The sequence below is a fragment of the Streptomyces sp. NPDC015139 genome (assembly GCF_043079785.1).
Taxonomy (GTDB): domain Bacteria; phylum Actinomycetota; class Actinomycetes; order Streptomycetales; family Streptomycetaceae; genus Streptomyces; species Streptomyces albidocamelliae.
In genome coordinates, this window is record NZ_JBIBUW010000005.1 from 16825 (window position 1) to 39671 (window position 22847).

15 protein-coding genes are annotated in these 22847 nt (G+C 71.1%); 9 read left to right on the forward strand and 6 right to left on the reverse strand.

Annotated features, from left to right (window positions below; all coding sequences use genetic code 11):
- Positions 1 to 61: 61 nt before the first annotated feature.
- Positions 62 to 967: a DUF72 domain-containing protein gene (locus ACF08B_RS15025; protein ID WP_392317745.1), complete on the forward strand. Its 906-nt coding sequence runs from the start codon at positions 62 to 64 to the stop codon at positions 965 to 967.
- Here ACF08B_RS15025 and ACF08B_RS15030 read toward each other — a convergent pair.
- Positions 915 to 1355 carry a VOC family protein gene (locus tag ACF08B_RS15030; RefSeq protein WP_392317746.1) on the reverse strand — a complete coding sequence of 147 codons (441 nt, stop codon included), beginning with the start codon at positions 1353 to 1355 and terminating at the stop codon, positions 915 to 917. The genes ACF08B_RS15025 and ACF08B_RS15030 overlap by 53 nt on opposite strands.
- Before the next feature lie 654 nt (positions 1356 to 2009).
- On the opposite strand from ACF08B_RS15030, the gene ACF08B_RS15035 reads away from it, so the two are divergent.
- A complete protein-coding gene (locus tag ACF08B_RS15035) occupies positions 2010 to 5009 on the forward strand; it encodes a bifunctional [glutamine synthetase] adenylyltransferase/[glutamine synthetase]-adenylyl-L-tyrosine phosphorylase (RefSeq protein ID WP_392317747.1) in 3000 nt (999 codons plus the stop codon).
- Here ACF08B_RS15035 and ACF08B_RS15040 read toward each other — a convergent pair.
- Both ACF08B_RS15040 and ACF08B_RS15045 read right to left on the reverse strand, forming a co-directional pair.
- The gene (locus ACF08B_RS15040; protein ID WP_392317748.1) at positions 4991 to 5851 is read right to left on the reverse strand and encodes a phosphatase PAP2 family protein; all 861 of its coding nucleotides are present in this window, start codon (positions 5849 to 5851) and stop codon (positions 4991 to 4993) included. The two genes, ACF08B_RS15035 and ACF08B_RS15040, sit on opposite strands and share 19 nt — an antisense overlap.
- Positions 5852 to 5989: 138 nt before the next feature.
- Positions 5990 to 7024, reverse strand: coding sequence for a LacI family DNA-binding transcriptional regulator (locus ACF08B_RS15045; RefSeq protein ID WP_073894112.1), 1035 nt, complete (start codon positions 7022 to 7024; stop codon positions 5990 to 5992).
- Between the two features lie 391 nt (positions 7025 to 7415).
- On the opposite strand from ACF08B_RS15045, the gene ACF08B_RS15050 reads away from it, so the two are divergent.
- The 5 genes from ACF08B_RS15050 (at position 7416) to ACF08B_RS15070 (ending at position 14131) form a co-directional block, all read left to right on the forward strand.
- Positions 7416 to 8690 (forward strand): extracellular solute-binding protein, encoded by a 1275-nt coding sequence (locus ACF08B_RS15050; protein WP_073893286.1) that lies wholly within the window; start codon positions 7416 to 7418, stop codon positions 8688 to 8690.
- A gap of 100 nt (positions 8691 to 8790) precedes the next feature.
- Positions 8791 to 9795, forward strand: coding sequence for a carbohydrate ABC transporter permease (locus ACF08B_RS15055; RefSeq protein ID WP_392317749.1), 1005 nt, complete (start codon positions 8791 to 8793; stop codon positions 9793 to 9795).
- Positions 9796 to 9808: 13 nt separating this feature from the next.
- Positions 9809 to 10714 (forward strand): sugar ABC transporter permease, encoded by a 906-nt coding sequence (locus ACF08B_RS15060; RefSeq protein ID WP_392317750.1) that lies wholly within the window; start codon positions 9809 to 9811, stop codon positions 10712 to 10714.
- A 200-nt stretch (positions 10715 to 10914) separates the two neighbouring features.
- The gene (locus ACF08B_RS15065) at positions 10915 to 12600 is read left to right on the forward strand and encodes a glycoside hydrolase family 13 protein (RefSeq protein ID WP_392317751.1); all 1686 of its coding nucleotides are present in this window, start codon (positions 10915 to 10917) and stop codon (positions 12598 to 12600) included.
- A 154-nt stretch (positions 12601 to 12754) separates the two neighbouring features.
- Positions 12755 to 14131 (forward strand): alpha-amylase family protein, encoded by a 1377-nt coding sequence (locus ACF08B_RS15070; RefSeq protein ID WP_392317752.1) that lies wholly within the window; start codon positions 12755 to 12757, stop codon positions 14129 to 14131.
- Positions 14132 to 14214: 83 nt separating this feature from the next.
- Here the strand turns inward: ACF08B_RS15070 and ACF08B_RS15075 are convergent, their stop codons facing one another.
- Together ACF08B_RS15075 and ACF08B_RS15080 are read right to left on the reverse strand one after the other, a co-directional pair.
- Positions 14215 to 14463 carry a hypothetical protein gene (locus ACF08B_RS15075; protein WP_392317753.1) on the reverse strand — a complete coding sequence of 83 codons (249 nt, stop codon included), beginning with the start codon at positions 14461 to 14463 and terminating at the stop codon, positions 14215 to 14217.
- Positions 14460 to 15791, reverse strand: coding sequence for a S8 family serine peptidase (locus ACF08B_RS15080; RefSeq protein ID WP_392317754.1), 1332 nt, complete (start codon positions 15789 to 15791; stop codon positions 14460 to 14462). Before ACF08B_RS15080 ends, ACF08B_RS15075 begins: the two co-directional genes overlap by 4 nt.
- Positions 15792 to 16327: 536 nt before the next feature.
- Here ACF08B_RS15080 and pulA point away from each other — a divergent pair.
- Both pulA and ACF08B_RS15090 read left to right on the forward strand, forming a co-directional pair.
- Complete coding sequence (pulA, locus tag ACF08B_RS15085; RefSeq protein WP_392317755.1) at positions 16328 to 21727, forward strand: pullulanase-type alpha-1,6-glucosidase; 5400 nt, start codon at positions 16328 to 16330, stop codon at positions 21725 to 21727.
- Between the two features lie 32 nt (positions 21728 to 21759).
- Positions 21760 to 22122 (forward strand): 5-carboxymethyl-2-hydroxymuconate Delta-isomerase, encoded by a 363-nt coding sequence (locus ACF08B_RS15090; RefSeq protein WP_392317756.1) that lies wholly within the window; start codon positions 21760 to 21762, stop codon positions 22120 to 22122.
- A gap of 3 nt (positions 22123 to 22125) precedes the next feature.
- Here ACF08B_RS15090 and ACF08B_RS15095 read toward each other — a convergent pair whose 3' ends face one another.
- Positions 22126 to 22842, reverse strand: coding sequence for a TetR/AcrR family transcriptional regulator (locus ACF08B_RS15095; RefSeq protein WP_392317757.1), 717 nt, complete (start codon positions 22840 to 22842; stop codon positions 22126 to 22128).
- Positions 22843 to 22847: the final 5 nt, after the last annotated feature.

Here is a 22847-nt window from a genome sequence, read left to right on the forward strand (position 1 = left end):
TGGCCCACGGAAGCCAACCTCGCGAGTGAAGACCGGATGAACGGCGGGTACCCGCGCCGCCATGACGCGCATTCTGGTGGGCACTTGCGGCTGGACCGACCCGGCGCTGGTGCGGAGCGGCTGGTACCCACGCGGCCACCGCGACGCCGAGGGACGTCTGCGGCACTACGCGAGCCGCTTCCCCGTGGCCGAGGCCGACTCCCCGTACTACGCCCTGCCGAGTCCGCGCACCACCCGGCTGTGGGCGGACCGCACCCCCGCCGGGTTCCGCTTCGACGTCAAGGCGTTCTCCCTCCTCACCGGCCACCCCACCCGCCCCGCCTCCCTCCCCGCGGACCTGCGCGGACACCCGCGGGACGAGGGCCTGCTCACGGAGACCTGGACGCGGTACGCCGAGGCGGTGGACCCCCTGCGCCGCGCCGGGCGGCTGGGCACGCTCCTGTTCCAGTACCCGCCCTCCCTGGCCCCCGGCCCCGACTCCGAGGCGTTCGTCCGCGCGGCCCGGGAACGCGCCCGCGACTGGCCGTTCGCCGTGGAGTTCCGCGACCGCGCCTGGTGGCGGTCCGCCCGTACGACCGCCTTCCTCAGGGACCTGGGCGCCACCGCCGTCGGCGTGGACACCCGCCAGGGCCTGCCCGGTTCGCTGCCCCCGGACACCTCCGTGACCACCCCGCGCCTCGCCGTCGTCCGCTTCCACGGCCGCAGCGCCCACTGGGGCACGGGCGGCAAGGAGGACCGTTTCCGCCACGACTACACGGAGGCGGAACTCGCCGAGTGGCTGCCCCGCGTCCGCGCCCTCGCCGCGCGCGCCGAGGAGGTCCACCTCCTCTTCAACAACTGCTGCGCGGACGCGGCGGTCCGGGCGGCCCGGAGCATGCTCGATCTGCTGACCGCCCGGCTGCCGCGGCAGGTCGCTAGTCCTGAGGCGCCGCCGGTCGGGCCAGCGCCTGGTGCAGCGGCTCGGTGAGCCGCCGCTTGTACTCCTGGACGGCCCACCCGTTGCCGTCGGGGTCCTTGAAGTACATGAAGGTGGCCCCGTCCTGCGGTGCGAACTGCACCGGCTCGCTGACCTCGAGGCCCCGCGCGGTCAGCTCCTCGTAGGCGGCCTTGGCGTCCGTCACGCACAGCTGCAGACCGTGGTACGTCCCCGGCCGCGGTGTCCCGGTGGGCATCTGCAGCCCGTCCACCAGCGCGATGGAACACCCGGACCCCGGCGGCGTGAGCTGCACGATCCGCACGCCCTCCATCACCTCCCCGTCCAGGTCGACGTGGAAGCCGACCTTGTCGCGGTAGAACTCCTTGGCCCGGTCCACGTCGGACACGGGCAGCATGACCACTTCGAGGGACATCTGCATGGAACGACTCCTCCTCGTCACGGCTGAACGGCTCGCCCTCACCGAAGCGGAAATCCCTCCGGGGCGCCACCGAAACGGCCCCGCCTGGGGCGGATCGAGGGAGCCGTCGGTAGCGCCGGGCGGATGCACACCGGGCCGTCCACCGATCACCCGCCCGCGCCCCGTCGCCCGCGCGGCTCCGGATGCCCACCCGCCCCACGTCACCCGCACGGCCTCTCACGCCGTCGCCGGGTCGCAGGCATCGCCCCGGCGGTCGGCCCCGGCCGCCGACAGGGCGTGCGGAACACGGGATCGCGGGTTCCGCGCCGCGCCCGGGCCCGCGGCGGAGCGCGGTGCGCCGGACCGGATCCGTACGGCGCGGATCCTGCCCCGGGCCCACCGGCGGGGCACCCGCTCACGCCAGGCCGAGCGCACGTGAACCACGCGCACGCACCCAGCACCGTGGATGACGTCGGCGGCGCCGAATCCCGCAGCCGGACCCGGGGCGTCCCGCACACACGGAAGCCGCGGCGGCAACCCCCTACCCGCGCCGAAGCCCAGGGAGCCGCGCCCCGAATCCCGCCCCGGTCCCGGGCCCGCCCCGGAGCCCGGGCCTCGTGGTGCGGTTAGGCTCTGGCCAGGACGACCTTGATCCGAGACAAGGGGAGGCCGAGGATGACGCCGGGGCGCAGAAGCAGCACGTTCACCCGTCTGCTCCGGCACGGCTTCACCGACCCCTCCGCCGCCGAGCGCCTGCTGGACGGCCCCGAGCTGGACCCCGTGCGCAACGACCCGGTCCTGCTGGAGGCCCTCGGCGCCACCGCCGACCCCGACCTGGCCCTGCACGGTCTGGTCCGCCTCCTGGAGGCGCAGAACGGCTCCGCCGCCCCGCGCGAGCTGACGGACACCCTGATCGCGGCCAAGCCGCTGCGCGACCGCCTCCTCGGCGTCCTCGGTGCCTCCGCCGCCCTCGCCGACCACCTCGCCCGCCACCCCAGCGACTGGCAGGCCCTCGTCACCTACGAGCCCCGCGACCTCCACCCGGGCGTGGCGGAGTTCGAACGCGGCCTGGCCGACGCGACCGAGCCGGTCTCCCTGCGCGTCGCCTACCGCCGCTGCCTGCTCTCCATCGCCGCCCGGGACGTCTGCGGCACCACGGACGTCGCCCAGACCGCGGCCGAACTCGCGGACCTGGCCACCGCCACCCTGCGCGCCGCGCTGGCGATGGCACAGGCCGCCGCCCCCGAGGACGCGGCGGCCTGCCGCCTCGCCGTGATCGCGATGGGCAAGTGCGGCGGTCACGAGCTGAACTACGTCTCCGACGTGGACGTCATCTTCGTGGCCGAGGCCACCGACGGCACCAGCGAGGCCAAGGCCCTCAGGTCCGCCACGAAACTCGCCTCCCACCTCATGCGGATCTGCTCGGAGACGACCGTCGAGGGCTCCATCTGGCCCGTGGACGCCAACCTCCGTCCCGAGGGCCGCAACGGCCCCCTCGTCCGCACCCTCAGCAGCCACGTCGCCTACTACCAGCGCTGGGCCAAGACCTGGGAGTTCCAGGCCCTGCTGAAGGCCCGCCCGGTGGCCGGCGACCAGGACCTCGGCCGGGCCTACATCGACGCGCTGGAACCCCTCGTCTGGAAGGCCGCCGAACGCGACAACTTCGTCGCGGACGTGCAGAAGATGCGCCGCCGGGTGGTCGAGAACATCCCCGTCGCCGAGATCGAACGCGAGCTCAAACTCGGCCCCGGCGGCCTCCGCGACGTCGAGTTCGCGGTCCAGCTCCTTCAGTTGGTGCACGGCCGCACCGACCCGTCCCTGCGCAGCGGCACCACCCTCGACGCCCTCCAGGCCCTGGCCGCCGGCGGCTACGTCGGCCGCGAGGACGCCGCCCGCCTGGACGAGGCGTACCGCTTCCTGCGCTCCATGGAGCACCGCATCCAGCTGTACCGCCTGCGCCGTACCCACCTCGTCCCCGAGGCGGAGGAGGACGTACGCCGCCTGGGCCGCTCCATGGGGCTGCGCGCCGACCCGGTGGCCGACCTGAACCGCGAATGGAAGCGGCACACCGGCGTCGTACGACGGCTGCACGAGAAGCTCTTCTACCGCCCGCTGCTCGACGCGGTGGCCCAACTCGCCCCCGGCGAGGCCCGCCTGAGCCCCGAGGCGGCCCGCGAACGCCTGGTCGCCCTCGGCTACGCCGACCCGGCCGCCGCCCTGCGCCACCTGGAGGCGCTGGCGTCCGGCGTGACCCGTAAGGCGGCGATCCAGCGCACCCTCCTGCCGGTCCTGCTGGGCTGGTTCGCCGACTCGGCGGACCCCGACGCGGGCCTGCTGAACTTCCGCAAGGTCTCCGACGCCCTCGGCAAGACCCCCTGGTACCTGCGGCTCCTCAGGGACGAGGGCGCCGCCGCCGAGAACCTGGCCCGCGTCCTGTCGGCGGGCCGCCTCGCCCCCGACCTGCTGATGCGCGCCCCGGAGGCGGTGGCCCTGCTCGGCCAGGGGGACGGCGGCGGCCTGGAGCCCCGCGACCGCGCCCAGCTGGAGCAGGAGATCCTCGCCGCCGTGGGCCGCGCGGAGAACGCCGAGCAGGGCGTCACCGCGGCGCGCGGCGTCCGCCGCCGCGAGCTGTTCCGCATCACCGCCACCGACATCGTCGGCTCCTACGGCACCGAGACCTTCCCCGCCGAGGCCGACCAGGGCGCCCTGGTGGACCGGGTCGGCGCGGCCGTCTCCGACCTCACCGCGGCCACCCTCGCCGGCACCCTGCGCGCGGTCGTGCGCGGCGGCTGGGGCGACACCCTGCCCACCCGGTTCGCGATCATCGGCATGGGCCGCTTCGGCGGGCACGAGCTGGGCTACGGCTCCGACGCGGACGTGCTCTTCGTGCACGAACCGCAGGACGGCGTGGACGAGCACGAGGCGGCCGCGGCCGCCAACAAGGTCGTCGCCGAGATGCGCCGGCTGCTCCAGCTGCCCAGTGCCGATCCGCCCCTGCTGATCGACGCCGACCTGCGCCCCGAGGGCAAGTCGGGCCCGCTGGTGCGCACCCTGAAGTCGTACGGGGCGTACTACCGCCGCTGGTCCCTGGTCTGGGAGTCGCAGGCGCTGCTGCGGGCCGAGCCGGTCGCGGGGGACGCGGACCTCGGCCGCCGCTTCACCGAGCTGATCGACCCGCTGCGCTACCCGCCGCAGGGGCTCGCCGAGGACGCCGTACGCGAGATCCGCCGGCTGAAGGCCCGGATGGAGGCCGAGCGGCTGCCGCGCGGCGCCGACCCCAAGCTGCACACCAAGCTCGGCCCCGGCGGCCTGTCCGACGTCGAGTGGACCGTCCAGCTGTTCCAGCTCCGGCACGGCCACCAGGTGCCCGGGCTGCGCACCACCCGCACCCGCCACGCCCTGTCCGCGGTCCGCGCGGCCGGTCTGCTGTCCGCCGAGGAGACGGAGATCCTGGACGAGGCGTGGGTGCTGGCCACCCGGGTGCGCAACGCGGTCATGCTGGTCCGCGGCCGGGCCGGGGACACCTTCCCCACCGAGCCCCGCGAGCTGGCCGCCGTGGGCCGCTACCTCGGGTACGGCGCCGGACACGCGGGGGACATGCTCGACGCCTACCGCCGCACCACCCGCAGGGCGCGCACGGTGGTGGAGGAGCTGTTCTACGGCGACGGGGCCTGAGCCGGCTCGGGCGCCCGGACCGGCACCCGCCTCGGCATCGTGTGGGGCAGGGCGCCGTACCAGAGCCGGGCCACCGCGGCGCCGAAGGCCAGGCAGAGCATGCCGCCCACCGCGTCCAGCCAGAAGTGGTTGGCCGTGGCGACGATCACCAGCAGGGTGGTCGCCGGGTACAGCAGGCCGAGCACCCGTGCCCACGGCACCGACGCCAGCGCGAAGACCGTCAGACCGCACCACAGCGACCAGCCGATGTGCATCGACGGCATCGCCGCGTACTGGTTGGACATGTGCTTGAGGTCGCCGGAGGCCATCGAGCCCCAGGTGTGGTGCACCATGACCGTGTCCACGAAGCGCCCGTCCCGCATCAGCCGGGGCGGCGCGAGCGGGAACAGGTAGTAACCGACGAGGGCCACGCCCGTCGTCGCGAAGAGCGCCAGCCTGGTGGCGGCGTACCGGCCGGGATGCCACCGGTACAGCCACACCAGCACGCCCAGCGTGATGACGAAGTGCAGCGTGGCGTAGTAGTAGTTCATGCCGACGATCAGCCAAGACACCGAGTTCACGGCGTGGTTGACCGCCCGTTCGACGGCGATGCCCAGCTGGTGCTCGGTCCGCCAGATCCAGTCCGCGTTCCGCAGCGCGGCGGCCCGCTGCTCCGGGACGGCGTTGCGGATCAGTGAGTAGACCCAGTAACTCAGCGCGATCAGAAGGATCTCGAACCACAACCGGGGCCGGCGCGGATGACGCAGCCGGCCCAGCAGACCCCGGCCCCCCTCGCCCGTGACGGCCCGCGGAACGGCCACGTCCTCGCGACCTTCCGAATCTGTCACGGTCGAGTCACTCATAGGCATCAAGTCTGCCAGACAAGGCTTCCTCGCCCGATCATCCCAAGGCCGGGTCCCCGACGCACCTTCTGCGCGGCACCGGGGACGTGCGGTACCCGGGACGCGCGGCCGACGGCCGACCCGCGGGACGTGCCGCCGCTACGAGGCGCGCAGGGCGTGCGGCGCCGAGGCGGTCGAGCCGCGCACCACCAGCTCCGGCATGAACACGAACTCGCTGTGCGGCGCCGGCGTACCGCCGATCTCCTCCAGCAGCGTGCGCACCGCGGCCTGCCCCATCGCCGGGACCGGCTTGCGGACCGTGGTCAGCGGCGGGTCGGTGAACGCGATCAGCGGCGAGTCGTCGAACCCGACCACCGACACGTCCCGCGGCACCTCCAGACCCCGCTGCCGGGCCGCCCGTATCGCGCCGAGGGCCATCATGTCGCTGGCGCAGACCACCGCCGTGCAGTCGCGGTCGATCAGCGCCGTCGCGGCGGCCTGACCGCCCTCCAGCGTGTACAGGGAGTGCTGGACCAGCTCGGTCTCCACCCGCTCCGCGGGCATGCCCAGCTGCTCCTGCACCGCGCGGACGAACCCCTCGATCTTGCGCTGCACCGGCACGAACCGCTTCGGTCCGAGCGCCAGCCCGATCCGGGTGTGGCCCAGCGACACCAGGTGCGTCACCGCCAGCGTCATCGCCGCCCGGTCGTCGGGGGAGATGAACGGCGCCTCCACCTTCGGTGAGAACCCGTCCACCAGCACGTACGGCACGCCCTGCGCCCGCAGCCGGTCGTAGCGCTGCATGTCGGCCGTGGTGTCCGCGTGCAGCCCGGAGACGTAGATGATCCCCGCGACGCCGCGGTCCACCAGCATCTCGGTCAGCTCGTCCTCGGTCGACCCGCCCGGGGTCTGCGTGGCGAGCACCGGCGTGTACCCCTGACGGGTCAGCGCCTGGCCGATGACCTGGGCCAGCGCCGGGAATATCGGGTTCTCCAGCTCCGGTGTGATCAGGCCCACCAGACCCTCGCTGCGCTGCCGCAGCCGGACCGGCCGCTCGTAGCCGAGCACGTCCAGCGCGGCCAGCACGGACTGGCGGGTGGTGGCGGCGACGCCCGGCTTCCCGTTGAGGACCCGGCTGACAGTCGCTTCGCTCACCCCCGCCTGCGCTGCGATGTCGGCAAGCCGTGTGGTCACGGCACTGGACTGTACCGGTCGCCTGCCCCCTTGCACACCGGCCGGACGCCGGGCGCGGGAGGCCGGACGGCCCGGCGTGGTCTGCTGCGTCATCGCGCTCCTCGTCCTTCGGTGGGACCAACAAAAAGCAAGAGCTTGCAGAGTCTTGCACAAGTGGCCCCTCCCGCGCTGATCACCGACGTAAAGGGGTCACGAGCCGCTCGCGCACAGGTCACGGCGGCGTAACCATCGTGTTCCCTTGCACTTTTTTTCTGCAAGGTCTTTCGCGCCGCTTACAACGCTGTTACGTTCCCACTCGCCCGGCGGCCGCAACGGCGCAGTCGGCAAGACCGCGGGGACGGCGGACGGGACCGCTCCCTGCTCATACGGGCTTAACCCTCAAGGAGAACTCATGCGGCGTGGCATAGCGGCCTCCGCGCTGGTGGCGTCCCTCGCCCTCACGGCGACGGCGTGCGGCGGGAGCGACAGCGACAGCGGAAAGTCGGACGGCCCGGTCACCATCACCTGGTGGGACACCTCCAACGCCACCAATGAGGCACCGACGTACCAGGCCCTGGTCAAGCAGTTCGAGGCCGCCAACAAGAACATCAAGGTCAAGTACGTCAACGTCCCCTTCGACCAGGCGCAGAACAAGTTCGACACGGCCGCCGGCGCCTCGGGCGCCCCGGACGTGCTGCGCTCCGAGGTCGGCTGGACGCCCGCCTTCGCCAAGAAGGGCTACTTCCTGCCGCTGGACGGCACCGAGGCCCTGGCCGACCAGGCCAAGTTCCAGCCGAGCCTGATCAAGCAGGCGCAGTACGACGGCAAGACCTACGGCGTGCCGCTGGTCACCGACACCCTCGCCTTCGTGTACAACAAGGCCCTGTTCAAGAAGGCCGGCATCACCGAGGCCCCCAAGACCTGGGACGAGCTGAAGGCCGACGCCGCGAAGATCAAGACCAAGGCCAAGGTCGACGGCTACTGGGGCTCCACCCAGGCCTACTACGCCCAGACCTTCCTCTACGGCGAGGGCACCGACACCGTCGACGCCGCCGCCAAGAAGATCACCGTGAACTCCGCCGAGGCCAAGAAGGCCTACGGCACCTGGCTGAGCCTGTACTCGGGCAAGGGCCTGCACAAGGCGGACACCACCGCCGACGCCTACGCCCACATCCAGGACGCGTTCGTCAACGGCAAGGTCGCCTCGATCATCCAGGGCCCCTGGGAGATCACGAACTTCTACAAGGGCAGCGCCTTCAAGGACAAGTCCAACCTCGGCATCGCCACCGTGCCGGCCGGCTCGTCCGGCAAGGCGGGCGCCCCGACCGGCGGCCACAACCTCTCGGTCTACGCCGGCTCCGACAAGGCCCACCAGGCCGCGGCGCTGAAGCTGCTGAAGTTCATGACCTCGGCGAAGTCCCAGGAGACCATCGCCCTGAAGAACTCCACGCTGCCCACCCGTGACGACGCCTACACCGACCAGGTCAAGGCCGACCCCGGGATCGCCGGCTACCAGGGTGTCCTGGCCGCCGCCCAGCCCCGCCCGGCGCTGCCCGAGTACAGCAGCCTGTGGGGTCCGCTCGACACCGAGCTGCCCAAGATCGCCGGCGGCAAGGAGTCGCTGGACAAGGGCCTGAGCAACGCCGAACTGGCGATCTCGAAGCTGGTGTCCGGCTTCAGCAAGTGAGCCCGGGTGGCCGTCGGATCCTCCCTCGAGGGGGGGAAGGATCCGGCGGCCACCGCCCTGTGCCCAGCCCGAATCCTTGATCCTTTGAAGGTGTCGAACCATGACAGTCGCCATCGACCGCGCGACCGGCAAGCGCCGCGGTGACCGCGCGCCTCGGCCCGGGCTGGGGCAGCGCTTCAAGAACGGCTACCAGAAACACTGGTACGCGTACGCCATGATCGCCCCGGTCGCCGTCGTACTCGGCGCCCTGGTGCTGTATCCGCTGGTGTACGGGCTGTACCTGACGCTCACCGACGCCAACAGCCTCAACACCGCGCGCACGATCGGCGTCAACCACATCGACGCCACCTACAAGTTCATCGGGCTCGACAACTACAAGGACATCCTGTTCGGCCCGACGTCGTACGACCGCTTCTGGTCGCACTTCATCTGGACGATCGCCTGGACCGCCCTCTGTGTCGCGCTGCACTACTTCATCGGTCTCGGCCTCGCGCTGCTGCTCAACCAGAAGCTGCGCGGCCGCACGTTCTACCGGCTGATCCTGATCCTGCCGTGGGCCGTGCCCACCTTCGTCACCGTCTTCGGCTGGCGCTTCATGCTCGCCGACGGGGGCGTCATCAACTCCGCCCTCGACGCGCTGCACCTGCCGGCCCCGCTGTGGCTGGAGGACACCTTCTGGCAGCGGTTCGCCGCCATCATGGTCAACACCTGGTGCGGTGTGCCGTTCATGATGGTCTCCCTGCTCGGCGGCCTCCAGTCCATCGACTCCTCCCTCTACGAGGCGGCCGAGATGGACGGCGCCAACGCCTGGCAGCGCTTCCGGTTCGTCACCCTGCCGGGCCTGAGGTCGGTCAGCTCCACCGTGGTGCTGCTCGGCATCATCTGGACGTTCAACCAGTTCGCGGTGATCTTCCTGCTCTTCGGCAACACCGCCCCGGACGCGCAGATCCTCGTGACCTGGGCGTACTACCTGGGCTTCGGACAGCAGCCGCGTGACTTCGCGCAGTCGGCCGCCTACGGCATCCTGCTGCTGGCCATCCTGATCGTCTTCACCTCGTTCTACCGCCGCTGGCTGAACCGCAACGAGCAGCAGCTCGCGATCTGAGGCAGGAGTTCCCATGACCACGACCACCGTCGAGACCTCCGCCACGGACGTCGAGCAGCCCCCGGTGCCGGCCCGGAGCAAGCCCCGCCGGGGCGAGCGCGGACTGCTCGCGTCCGTCGCCTCCCACGGCATCCTGATCGTCGCCAGTCTGATCGCGCTCTTCCCGATCGCCTGGCTGGTCTTCCTCTCCCTCGGCCCGGACAAGGACGACTACCTGCACCCCGGCGGCATCTGGCACAAGATGACGTTCAGCAACTACTCGTTCGTCCTGCAGCACACCGGCTTCTTCGACTGGCTGAAGAGCTCGCTGATCGTGTCGCTGGGCACCACGGTGATCGGCGTCCTCGTCGCCGCCACCACCGGCTACGCGGTGTCCCGCATGCGGTTCCCGGGCTACCGGAAGTTCATGTGGGTGCTGCTGCTCACCCAGATGTTCCCGATCGCCGTCCTCATCGTGCCGATGTACCAGATCCTCTCGGACCTCCAGCTCATCGACAGCTACCTCGGTCTGGTCCTGGTCTACTGCTCCACGGCGGTGCCCTACAGCGCCTGGCTGCTCAAGGGCTACTTCGACACGATCCCGTTCGAGATCGACGAGGCGGGGCGGGTCGACGGCCTCACCCCGTTCGGCACCTTCTTCCGGCTGATCCTGCCGCTCGCCAAGCCGGGCCTCGCGGTCGCCGCCTTCTACAACTTCATCACGGCCTTCGGTGAGGTCGCCTTCGCCTCGACGTTCATGCTCGACGACAGCAAGTACACCTTCGCCGTCGGCCTGCAGAGCTTCGTCAGCGAGCACGACGCCCAGCGCAACCTGATGGCGGCCACCGCCGTGCTGGTCGCGATACCCGTGTCCGCGTTCTTCTACCTCGTGCAGAAGAACCTCGTGACCGGCCTCACCGCGGGCGGCACGAAGGGCTGACGCCCTCCCCGCCAGAGGCTCCCGCGCGCTCTCGGGCGCGCGGGTAGGCGGCCGCGGTGCCCATCCGACCCCGCTGTCACCGCGGCCGCCTCGACACCCCCGGCCCGCCCCCGCCGCCGTACCCACGCGCCTCCGAACCGAACACCTCCCCCACCCTCGACTGCGTTCGAACGGGGGACCGTCACCTTTCCAAGGACGCCATGAGCCAGCAGAATCCTGCAGCCCCGGCCACCGACTCCGCCGTCGCCACCGTCGCCACCCGCGGCGACTGGTGGCGGGACGCGGTCATCTACCAGGTCTATCCGCGCAGCTTCGCCGACAGCAACGGCGACGGCATGGGCGACCTGGAGGGCGTGCGCTCCCGCCTGCCCTATCTGCGCGACCTCGGCGTCGACGCCGTGTGGCTCAGCCCCTTCTACGCCTCACCGCAGGCCGACGCCGGCTACGACGTCGCCGACTACCGCGCCGTCGACCCCATGTTCGGCAACCTGCTCGACGCCGACGCGCTGATCCGCGACGCCCACGGCCTGGGCCTGCGCATCATCGTGGACCTGGTCCCCAACCACTCCTCCGACCAGCACGAGTGGTTCAAGCGCGCCCTCGCCGAGGGCCCGGGCTCCCCGCTCCGCGAGCGCTACCACTTCCGTCCCGGCAAGGGGAAGAACGGCGAACTCCCGCCCAACGACTGGGAGTCCATCTTCGGCGGCCCGGCCTGGACGCGGGTGACCGAGCCGGACGGCACCCCCGGGGAGTGGTACCTGCACCTCTTCGCCCCCGAGCAGCCCGACTTCAACTGGGAGCACCCGGCGGTCGGCGACGAGTTCCGCTCGATCCTCCGCTTCTGGCTGGACATGGGCGTGGACGGCTTCCGCATCGACGTGGCCCACGGACTGGTGAAGGCACCGGGCCTGCCCGACCTCGGCTCCCACGACCAGCTGAAACTGCTGGGCAACGATGTCATGCCGTTCTTCGACCAGGACGGCGTGCACGCCATCTACCGCCAGTGGCGCACGATCTGCGACGAGTACGCGGGCGAGCGCATCTTCGTGGCGGAGGCCTGGACCCCGACCGTCGAGCGCACCGCCAACTACGTGCGCCCCGACGAGCTCCACCAGGCCTTCAACTTCCAGTACCTGGGCACCGAGTGGGACGCCGAGGAACTGCGCGAGGTCATCGACCGGACGCTTCAGGCCATGCGGCCGGTCGGCGCCCCCGCCACCTGGGTGCTGTCCAACCACGACGTCACCCGGCACGCGACCCGCTTCGCCAACCCGCCCGGCCTCGGCACCCAGATCCGCACCGCGGGCGACCGCGAACTGGGCCTGCGCCGGGCCCGTGCCGCCACCCTGCTGATGCTGGCGCTGCCCGGCTCGGCCTACGTCTACCAGGGCGAGGAACTGGGCCTCCCGGACGTCGTCGACCTGCCCGACGAGGTGCGCCAGGACCCGGCGTACTTCCGCGGCGCCGGCCAGGACGGCTTCCGTGACGGCTGCCGCGTCCCGATCCCGTGGACCCGCGAGGGCTCCTCCTACGGCTTCGGCGACGGCGGCAGCTGGCTGCCGCAGCCGGAGAGCTGGGCCGAGCTCAGCGTGGCGGCGCAGACCGGCGAGCCCGACTCCACGCTGGAGCTGTACCGGGCCGCGCTGAGCGCCCGGCGCGCGCAGGCCGACCTCGGCGCGGGCGACTCGGTGGAGTGGCTGCGGGCGCCGGAGGGCGTCCTGGCCTTCCGCCGTGGCGACTTCGTGTGCGTGGCGAACACCACGGGTGAGTCGGTGCGGACCCCGGCGTACGGCCGGGTGCTGCTCAGCAGCGGCGAGATCGCGGAGACGGGCGGCGAGGCGAAGGTGCCCGCCGACACCACGGTCTGGTGGACGACGCGGGGCTGACCCGCCGTCTGAAATTTCTTGCATCAACTTCACACCGGCCCGCTGCCTTTCCGGCAGCGGGCCTTTAACATCTGCGTCACCGCAAGTTTGCTGAAACATTTCAGCAAGCGCCTTCAGCGGCCTCCCCAAGCCTTCAAGGACGAAGGACCCCCACATGGCACGCAGAACCCTCCCCGCGGTGCTGGCCCTCGCCACCGGCCTCCTGGTTGGCATGAACCCGACGAGCGCTGAGGCGTCCCCGCCCGGCACCAAGGACGTCACCGCCGTCCTCTTCGAGTGGAACTACGCCTCGGTCGCCAAGGAGTGCACCGGCACCCTCGGCCCCGCCGGCTACGGCTACGTGCAGGTCTCCCCGCCCGCCGAGCACATACAGGGCTCGCAGTGGTGGACGTCGTACCAGCCGGTGTCGTACAAGATCGCGGGCCGGCTCGGCGACCGCACCGCGTTCCGGAACATGGTGAACACCTGCCACTCGGCCGGTGTGAAGGTCGTCGTCGACACGGTCGTCAACCACATGTCGGCGGGCAGCGGCACCGGCACCGGCGGCTCGTCGTACACCAAGTACGACTACCCCGGGCTGTACTCGAGCCACGACTTCGACGACTGCACCTCCCAGGTGTCGAACTACGCGGACCGCTGGAACGTCCAGCACTGCGAACTCGTGGGCCTCGCCGACCTGGACACCGGGGAGGAGTACGTCCGCGGGGCCATCGCCGGCTACATGAACGACCTGCTCACCCTGGGCGTGGACGGCTTCCGTATCGACGCGGCCAAGCACATCCCCGCCGGTGACCTGGCGAACATCAAGAGCCGCCTGACCAACCCGTCCGCCTACTGGAAGCAGGAGGTCATCTACGGCGCGGGCGAGGCCGTCCAGCCCACCGAGTACACCGGCAACGGCGACGTCCAGGAGTTCCGCTACGCCTACGACCTCAAGCGGGTCTTCACCAGCGAGAAACTGGCCTACCTCACCAACTACGGCGAGGGCTGGGGCTATCTGAACAGCTCCGTCGCCGGGGTCTTCGTCGACAACCACGACACCGAGCGCAACGGCAGCACCCTCAACTACAAGTCCGGCGCGAACTACACCCTGGCCAACGTCTTCATGCTCGCCTGGCCCTACGGCGCCCCGGACGTCAACTCCGGCTACGAGTGGTCCGACGCGGACGCCGGACCGCCCAACGGCGGCGCCGTGAACGCCTGCTGGCAGGACGGCTGGAAGTGCCAGCACGCCTGGCCGGAGATCATCCGCATGGTCGCCTTCCGCAACGCGACGCGCGGCCAGGCCGTCTCCAACTGGTGGGACAACGGCAACAACGCGATCGCCTTCGGGCGGGGCGCGAAGGGGTACGTGGCCATCAACCACGAGTCCACGTCCCTGACCCGCACCTACCAGACCGCCCTGCCCGCAGGCACGTACTGCAACGTCCAGAACAACACGACGGTGACCGTGAACTCCTCCGGCCAGCTCACCGCCACCCTGGCCGCCAACACCGCGCTGGCGGTCTACGCGGGCAAGTCGAGCTGCTGACCCGCGCGGGGGCCCGGCCGCTCACCCGGCCGGGCCCCGTGCTACCCGCCCGGGAGCCGCCGATCGGAGCAGCCCGGCGTGCGCTACCGGGGCGTGGAGCCGGGCGGTGGCAGCCGCACGATCCGCTCCCGGTCCACCGACTCGACCCCCTCGACGGCCGTCAGCAGCGGGATCAGGTCCTCGGCGATCGTTCCGGACAACGAGCCGAGCACGGGCTGTTCGCCGGTGACCGCCAGTCCGACCCGGCGCATGGCGTCGACTGTCTGCGCGTACCGGTCGGGGTCGACCGCGACGACGACCCCGACCGGAGCGGAGCCCGGTGCCTGGCTCATGGTGCCTGGAGCAGACCCGCGCCGACGTCCCGACCGGACTGCGGCAACGGATGCGCCATGGACTGCACCCGCGCGCTGAGATCGGCCGCGGAGGCGCCCGGGTGTGCCTCGCTGAGCAGCGCGAGGACACCGGCGGCATGGGGCGTCGCCATGCTGGTGCCGTCCATCGACGCGTAACTGCCGTCGGGAGCGGCCGAGAACACCTCGACCCCGGGCGCCGCGATGTTCACCTCACCGCCCGCGCCGTTGATGCCCCCGCAGGAGAACCACGCTGTCGCCAGGTCCTTGCCGAGCGCGGCCACGGACAGGATGGACGGGCAGTTGGCGGGCCGCTCGACGGGCGCCACGAAACCGGGACGGCGGCTGTCGTTGCCCGCTGCCGCGACGATCACCGTGCCGCGTTGCAGTGCGCGCCGGGCCACGGTCTCGTAGGTCTGCGGGAACAGCTCGCCCTGCTCGACCGGTGAGCCGAGGGACATGGAGATCACCCGGGCACCCCGGGACACCGCCCACGCGATGCCGGCGAGGATCTGGCCGTCGGGGCCCGTCCCGCGGTTGCTGAGCACCTTGCCCGCGAGCACCCGTGCCCCTCCGGCCACGCCGTAGCGCAGGGTCTCGGGCTCGGCCGGACCGGCCGCGGTGCCGATGCAGTGCGTGCCGTGACCGTTGCCGTCCTCCACGCTCTGGCCGGGGACGAAGGACGCCGTGTCCTCGATGCGGCCGACCAGGTCCGGGTGGTCGGTGTCCACTCCGGTGTCGAGGACGGCGATCTTCACGTCCCGTCCGGTCAGCAGGGACCAGTTGGCCCGTGTCGCCTGGACGCCCCAGGTCAGCTGGTACTCGTCCCAGGCCGGCCCCAGGCCGGCGGCGACCTGGGCCCGGGTGTGGTGGTCGACCTCCGTCTCGTCGCTGCGGTAGGCCGGATAGAACCCGGTCAGTGTCTGCCGGGCCTCGGTGATCACCGAGGCGTACGCCACCCGCTCCGGCTCCGCCGCGATGATGTGCGCCTCCGCCTCCGCCGTGGTCACCAGCGCGTGACGCTGGTCGGGTTGCGCGGAGACCACCGCGACGCCGAGTTCGTCGAACACCACCGAGACGTCCGGGTGCTGGAGGAGTTCCGCGGCGCCGACCGCCTCCGCCCCGCCGACCCGCTCGATGGACGAGATGCCGACGGAGCTGCGCAGGGCTTCCATCCCGCGCTCCGGTTCGTCCTGGTCCAGCAGGATCAGGTACCGGCCCGTGAACTCGGCCGTCTGCTTGGAGATGCCCGCATCGGCTCTCTCCGGGTGCTCTCCGAAGGGCTGCCTGCCCGTTGGTCCGTTCACCATCGCTCTCGCCGCTCCCCTTGTGCTTCTCCGCTGGATTCCAGGGCTTTGCGCGCGTCCCTCCGGATCGCCGGGGTCACCCGGGTCCGAAGGGGCGCGCCGGTGCGCGGAACGCCGTACGCCGTGAGCGGGACAACGGGGCGGTTCGGTCGTGCGTCGACGCGGTGCCCTCGTCCGCTCCCGGCACCGCTCGCGGTGCCTGCGCTGTCGCAGCCGTCCCTCTCTCCACGCTCGCTCCGCCCACGACCCGCCGCAACCCGGGCCGCCCGGATCGTCGCAGGTCACCCGTGAGGTGGCCGGCCCACAGGACGCTGTGAGCCGTTGAACGGTCAAAGAGCCGGGTGTTGAACGGTCAATGACAGGCGCCCAGGGAAGGTCCGGTGCTGGACAAGATGGTTGAAAATTCTTGCCGTCGGTTTCAAGACCCTTGCTGAAACCTTTCGTTGGGGGGTACGGTCGCGCGGGCGCCCGGCAGTGAAGCCGTGCCGCGGCGTAGGGGTCGGACCCGACAGAGCCGTAATCGCAAGGAGTTCCCGCCTGTGATACCGAGATGGCCGGCGCCCCCCACGCGCCGAACCCCCCGTGTGAGAAGGGCGGCGGCTGTCACCGCCGCCGCCCTCGCGGCCGCACTCGTGCAGCCCCTCGCGGCCCACGCCGCCACCCCGCCCGCACCGCCGTCGGACGCCGCGCTCGCCGCCCAGCCCGCCCGGCACGACGACACGCGCGAGCAGTTCTACTTCGTCATGCCGGACCGTTTCGCCAACGGGGACACCTCGAACGACCGGGGCGGACTCACCGGTTCCCGGACGAGTACCGGTTACGACCCCACCGACAAGGGCTTCTACCAGGGCGGCGACCTCAAGGGCCTGTCCAAGCGGCTCGACTACATCAAGGGCCTCGGCACCACCTCCATCTGGATGGCGCCGATCTTCAAGAACCGGCCGGTGCAGGGCTCGGGCGCCAACGCCTCCGCCGGGTACCACGGTTACTGGATCACCGACTTCACCCAGGTCGACCCGCACTTCGGCACCAACAAGGACCTCAAGGACCTCATCGCCAAGGCGCACGCCAAGGGCATGAAGGTCTTCTTCGACGTCATCACCAACCACACCGCGGACGTCGTCGACTACAAGGAGAAGACCTACGACTACCTCTCCAAGGGCGCCTTCCCGTATCTGACCGAGGACGGGCGGCCCTTCGACGACGCCGACTACGCCGACGGCCGGAAGAAGTTCCCCGCCGTCGACGCCGGCTCCTTCCCGCGCACCCCGAAGGTCACCGAGAAGTCCAAGGTCCCGGCCTGGCTGAACGACCCGACGATGTACCACAACCGGGGCGACTCGACGTACGCCGGCGAGTCGACCACCTACGGCGACTTCTCCGGCCTGGACGACCTGTGGACCGAGCGTCCCGAGGTCGTCCACGGCATGGAGAAGATCTACCAGCGGTGGGTGAAGGACTTCGCGATCGACGGTTTCCGCATCGACACCGTCAAGCACGTGAACATGGAGTTCTGGACCCAGTGGGCGACCGCGCTCGACAAGTACGCGGCGGCGCACGGGCGGAAGAACTTCTTCATGTTCGGCGAGGTCTACACCGCCGACACCTCGCTCACCTCGCCGTACGTCACCCAGGGCCGCCTGGACGCGACCCTCGACTTCCCCTTCCAGGACGCGGCCCGCGCCTACGCCTCCCAGGGCGGCAGCGCCCGGCGGCTGGCGAGCGTCTTCGGTGACGACTACAAGTACACGACCGACAAGGCCAACGCGTACGAACAGGTCACCTTCCTCGGCAACCACGACATGGGCCGCATCGGGTACTTCCTGAAGCAGGACGACCCGAAGGCGACCGACGCCGAGATCCTGCGCAAGGACGAGCTCGCCAACGAGCTGATGTTCCTCAGCCGCGGCAACCCGGTCGTCTACTACGGCGACGAGCAGGGCTTCACCGGCTCCGGCGGCGACAAGGACGCCCGCCAGACCATGTTCGCCTCCAAGGTCGCCGACTACCTGGACGACGACGAGATCGGCACCGGCCGCACCCACGCGAGCGACGCGTACGACACCGGCGCGCCCCTCTACCGGCAGATCGCCGACCTCGCACGGCTCCGCAAGGCCAACCCCGCCCTGACGGACGGCGTCCAGACGGAGCGCTACGCGGCCGACGGCTCCGGCGTCTACGCCTTCACCCGTACGGACGCCAAGTCCGGCCAGGAGTACGTCGTCGCCTTCAACAACGCCAGTGACGCGAAGGACGCCACCTTCGCGACCGGCTCCGCCGACATGACGTACCGCGGGATCTACGGCACGGACGCCACGGCGAAGACCGACGGCGACAAGAAGATCACCGTCACCGTCCCGGCCGGCTCCGCCGTCGTCTACAAGGCGGCCGGCGCCCTCGCCGAGCCCGCCGCCAAGCCCACGGTCACCCTCAAGGCCCCGGACGCCGGCGCCACCGGAACCGTCGAGCTCGCCGCCGACACCGGCGCAGGGCAGCTCGACCGGGTCGTCTTCGCCGCCCAGGTGGGCAACGGCGAGTGGCGCACCCTCGGCTCCGCCGACCACGCCCCCTACAAGGTCACCCAGACCATCGGCGAGGACGTGCCGTCCGGCACCGCGCTGCGCTACAAGGCCGTCGTGATCGACTCCGCCGGGCGGACCGCGAGCGCCACGGCGAGCAGCAGCACCGGCACCCCGCCCGCCCCGGAGGTTCCCACGGCGTCCTCCCGGGACTACGCGATCGTCCACTACAAGCGCACCGACGGCGACTACGCCGACTGGGGCCTGTACGCCTGGGGCGACCTCGCCGACGGCGAGGCCACGAACTGGCCCGCCAGCCACCCCTTCACCGGCCGGGACGCCTACGGCGCCTTCGCCTACGTCAAGCTCAAGCCCGGCGCCTCCAACGTCGGTTTCCTGGTCATCGACAAGGACGGCGACAAGGACGTCTCCGCCGACCGGACGATCGACGTCACCAAGACGGGTGAGGTCTGGATCGAGCAGGGCAAGCCTGACGTGACCACCCAGCGGCCCGACTACCCGGCGCAGGACAAGGCCAAGGCGGTCCTCCACTACCACCGGGCCGACGGGAACTACGACGGCTGGGGCCTGCACGTCTGGACGGGTGCCGCGAACCCCACCGACTGGTCGAACCCGCTGAAGCCGGTGAAGACTGATGCCTATGGCGCGGTCTTCGAGGTGCCGCTCACCGAGGGTGCCACCAGCCTCAGCTACATCATCCACGAGGGCGACGACAAGGATCTCCCGACCGACCAGTCGCTGGACCTCAAGGCGAACGGCCACGAGGTGTGGCTGTTGAACGGTCAGGAGAAGTACCTGCTGCCGCAGCCCGCGGGCAGCGCGGCCGCCCTCGACCTGACCACCTCCAAGGCGGTCTGGATCGACCGGGACACCGTCGCCTGGAACGGCGCGGACGGCGCCGCCTCCACCCAGCTGCTGTACTCCCGCGACGGCTCCATCGCCGTCGAGGACGGGACGCTCACCAGCGACGACGAGCACTGGATCCGGCTGGAGAAGGCCACGCTCACCGACGCCCAGAAGGCGAAGTTCCCGCACCTGAAGGACTACACCGCCTGGTCCGTCGACCCGCGCGACCGCGACCGGGTCCGTACCGCCCTGAAGGGCCAGCTGGTGGCCTCGCAGCGGGCCGCGAACGGCGCCGTGCTGGCCGCCACCGGAGTGCAGATCGCCGGCGTGCTGGACGACCTGTACCCGGGCGCGGCCAAGGCGAAGCTCGGCCCGGCCTTCCACGACGGCAGGCCGACCCTCGCCGTGTGGGCGCCGACGGCCCAGAGCGTCTCCCTGGAACTGGACGGCTCGCTCAAGGCCATGCACCGCGACGCCGCCACCGGCGTCTGGTCCGTCACCGGCCCCGCGTCCTGGAAGGGCAAGCCCTACCGGTACGTGGTGAAGGTGTGGGCGCCCAGCGTCCGCAGGACGGTCACCAACAAGGTCACCGACCCGTACTCGGTCGCGCTCACCGCGAACTCCGAGCGCAGCCTCGTCGTCGACCTGAACGACAGGTCCCTCGCCCCGGGCGGCTGGTCCGCCCTGCACAAGCCCAAGGCCGTACCGCTGAAGGACGCCCAGATCCAGGAGCTGCACATCCGCGACTTCTCCGTCGGGGACCGCACCTCCAAGCACCCGGGCACCTACCTGGCCTTCACCGACAAGGACAGTGACGGCTCCAGGCACCTGAAGGCACTGGCGAAGTCGGGGACGTCCTACGTCCACCTGCTGCCCGCCTTCGACATCGCCACCGTCCCCGAGAAGAAGGCCGACCAGGCCGTCCCGGACTGCGACCTCGCCTCCTACCCGGCCGACTCCGGCAAGCAGCAGGAGTGCGTGGCGAAGGCCGCCGCGAAGGACGCCTACAACTGGGGCTACGACCCGTACCACTACACGGTCCCCGAGGGCTCGTACGCCACCGATCCCGACGGCACGGCCCGCACGGTCCAGTTCCGCCGGATGGTCCAGGCGCTCAACCAGGACGGCCTGCGGGTCGTCATGGACGTCGTCTACAACCACACGGCGGCCGCCGGCCAGGCGGACACCTCCGTCCTGGACCGGATCGTGCCCGGCTACTACCAGCGGCTGCTCGCCGACGGCTCGGTGGCCAACAGCACCTGCTGCGCCAACACCGCGACCGAGAACACGATGATGGGCAAGCTGGTCGTGGACTCGATCGTCACCTGGGCGAAGCAGTACAAGGTCGACGGATTCCGCTTCGACCTCATGGGCCACCACCCGAAGGCCAACATCCTGGCCGTGCGCAAGGCCCTGGACGCGCTGACCCCGGCCAAGGACGGCGTCGACGGCAAGAAGATCATCCTGTACGGCGAGGGCTGGAACTTCGGCGAGGTCGCGGACGACGCCCGCTTCGTGCAGGCCACGCAGAAGAACATGGCCGGCACCGGCATCGCCACCTTCTCCGACCGTGCCCGCGACGCGGTGCGCGGCGGCGGTCCCTTCGACTCCGACCCCGGCGTCCAGGGCTTCGCGTCCGGGCTGTACACCGACCCCAACGCGTCCACGGCCAACGGCACCGAGGCGGAGCAGAAGGCCCGGCTGCTGCACTACCAGGACCTGATCAAGGTCGGTCTCAGCGGCAACCTCGCCGCGTACCGGTTCACGGACACCGGCGGCACGGACGTCACCGGCGCCCAGGTGGACTACAACGGCGCGCCCGCCGGCTACGCCGACGCACCCGGTGACGCGCTCGCCTACGTGGACGCGCACGACAACGAGTCGCTGTTCGACGCCCTGACCTACAAGCTCCCGAAGGACACCTCCGCGTCCGACCGGGCCCGCATGCAGGTCCTGGCGATGGCCACGGCCGCCCTGTCGCAGGGTCCTGCCCTCTCCCAGGCGGGCACCGACCTGCTGCGCTCGAAGTCCCTGGACCGCAACTCCTTCGACAGCGGGGACTGGTTCAACGCCATCCACTGGAACTGCGCCGACGGCAACGGCTTCGGGCGCGGGCTGCCCATGGCCGCCGACAACGAGTCCAAGTGGGAGTACGCCAAGCCGCTGCTGGGCTCCGTGCGGGTCGGGTGCCCGCAGATCACCGGCGCCTCGGCCGCCTACCGGGAACTGCTGAGGATCCGTACGAGCGAGAAGGCGTTCTCCCTCGGTACGGCCGCGCAGGTGCAGGACCAGCTGTCCTTCCCGCTGTCCGGCAAGGACGAGACGCCCGGGGTGATCACCATGAAGCTCGGTGACCTCGTCGTCGTCTTCAACGCCACGCCGAAGCGGCAGGAGCAGCGGATCGGCTCCCTCGCCGGGGCGCACTACCGGCTGCACCCGGTGCAGGCGGCGGGCGCGGACGCGGTGGTGAAGACCTCCGCCTACGCGGCGGGCTCGGGCACCTTCACCGTGCCCGCGCGGACCGTCGCGGTGTTCACCCGGGCCGGGAACTAGGGTGAGGCCGTTGCCGTAGAACAGGAGCGCGCATGCCGCAGATCACCGTCGACTACTCCGACACCATGGAGAACGCCTTCGACCGCGAGGGGTTCGCGCGGGCGCTGCACGGGGCGACCGTGGAGATCGCGGCGGCGAAGCCGGAGGCCTGCAAGACGCAGTTCCGGCCGAGCGCGTACACGGTGTTCGGGTACGAGGACCCCGGGGCGCGCGGGCACGCCATCGTGCACGTGACGATCGGGCTCCTCGCCGGACGCGCCGACGAGACGAAGGAGAGGCTCGCACAGGCCGCGCTGGAACTGCTCCGCGAGCACGTGGCGGACGCGGCGTTCACCCTGCACGCCTCCGCCGAGATCCGTGACCTGGATCCGTCCTACCGGAAGTTCGACCGCTAGGGGTCAGGAACCGAGGGCGATCAGCCGGCCGACGAGCTCCGCGAAGGGGCCGTCGGCCGGTTCGTCCTTGGCCATGCCGCGCAGCAGCGCGGCGATGTCCGCGTCGTGCGTGGCGCCGACCGCGGCCAGCGCGGCGAAGTCGTGCACGAGCTGGAGCTCCAGCTCGGCGCGGGGGATCCGGCGGCCGTCCAGCCAGAGCAGGGCCGTGGACTCGGCGAGCGAGATCCAGGAGCGGACCACCAGCTCCAGCCGCGGTGACGCCTCGGCCACCCCGAGGTGCGAGAGCATCTGCTCGTAGGCGGCCTGCCGTACGGAGTCGATGAGCGCGTTGGTGGCCGAGACATGGTCCTTCGCTCCGATGCCGTCGGCCGAGACCGCCGGGCCGCCGCGCATCAGCGCCGAGAAACCGGGGCCGTGCTCGTCCACGAAGTCGAAGAAGCGGCGCATCACCCGCAGCAGCCGGGCGCCGAGCGGGCCCTCGTGCGGCTCCGCGAAACGACCGGCGAGATCCTCCGCGGCGCGCTTCAACGCGGCCTCGTACAGGCTGAGTTTACCGGGGAAGTAGTGGTAGACGAGCGGGCGTGAGATGCCCGCCGCCGACGCTATCTCGTCGATGGAGACCTCGTCGGGCGAGCGTCGGCTGAACAGTTCGAGGGCGACGCCGATCAGCTGCTGCCGCCGCTCGTCGACGCCCATCCTGCGGCGAACCCCGGTACTCATGCGAA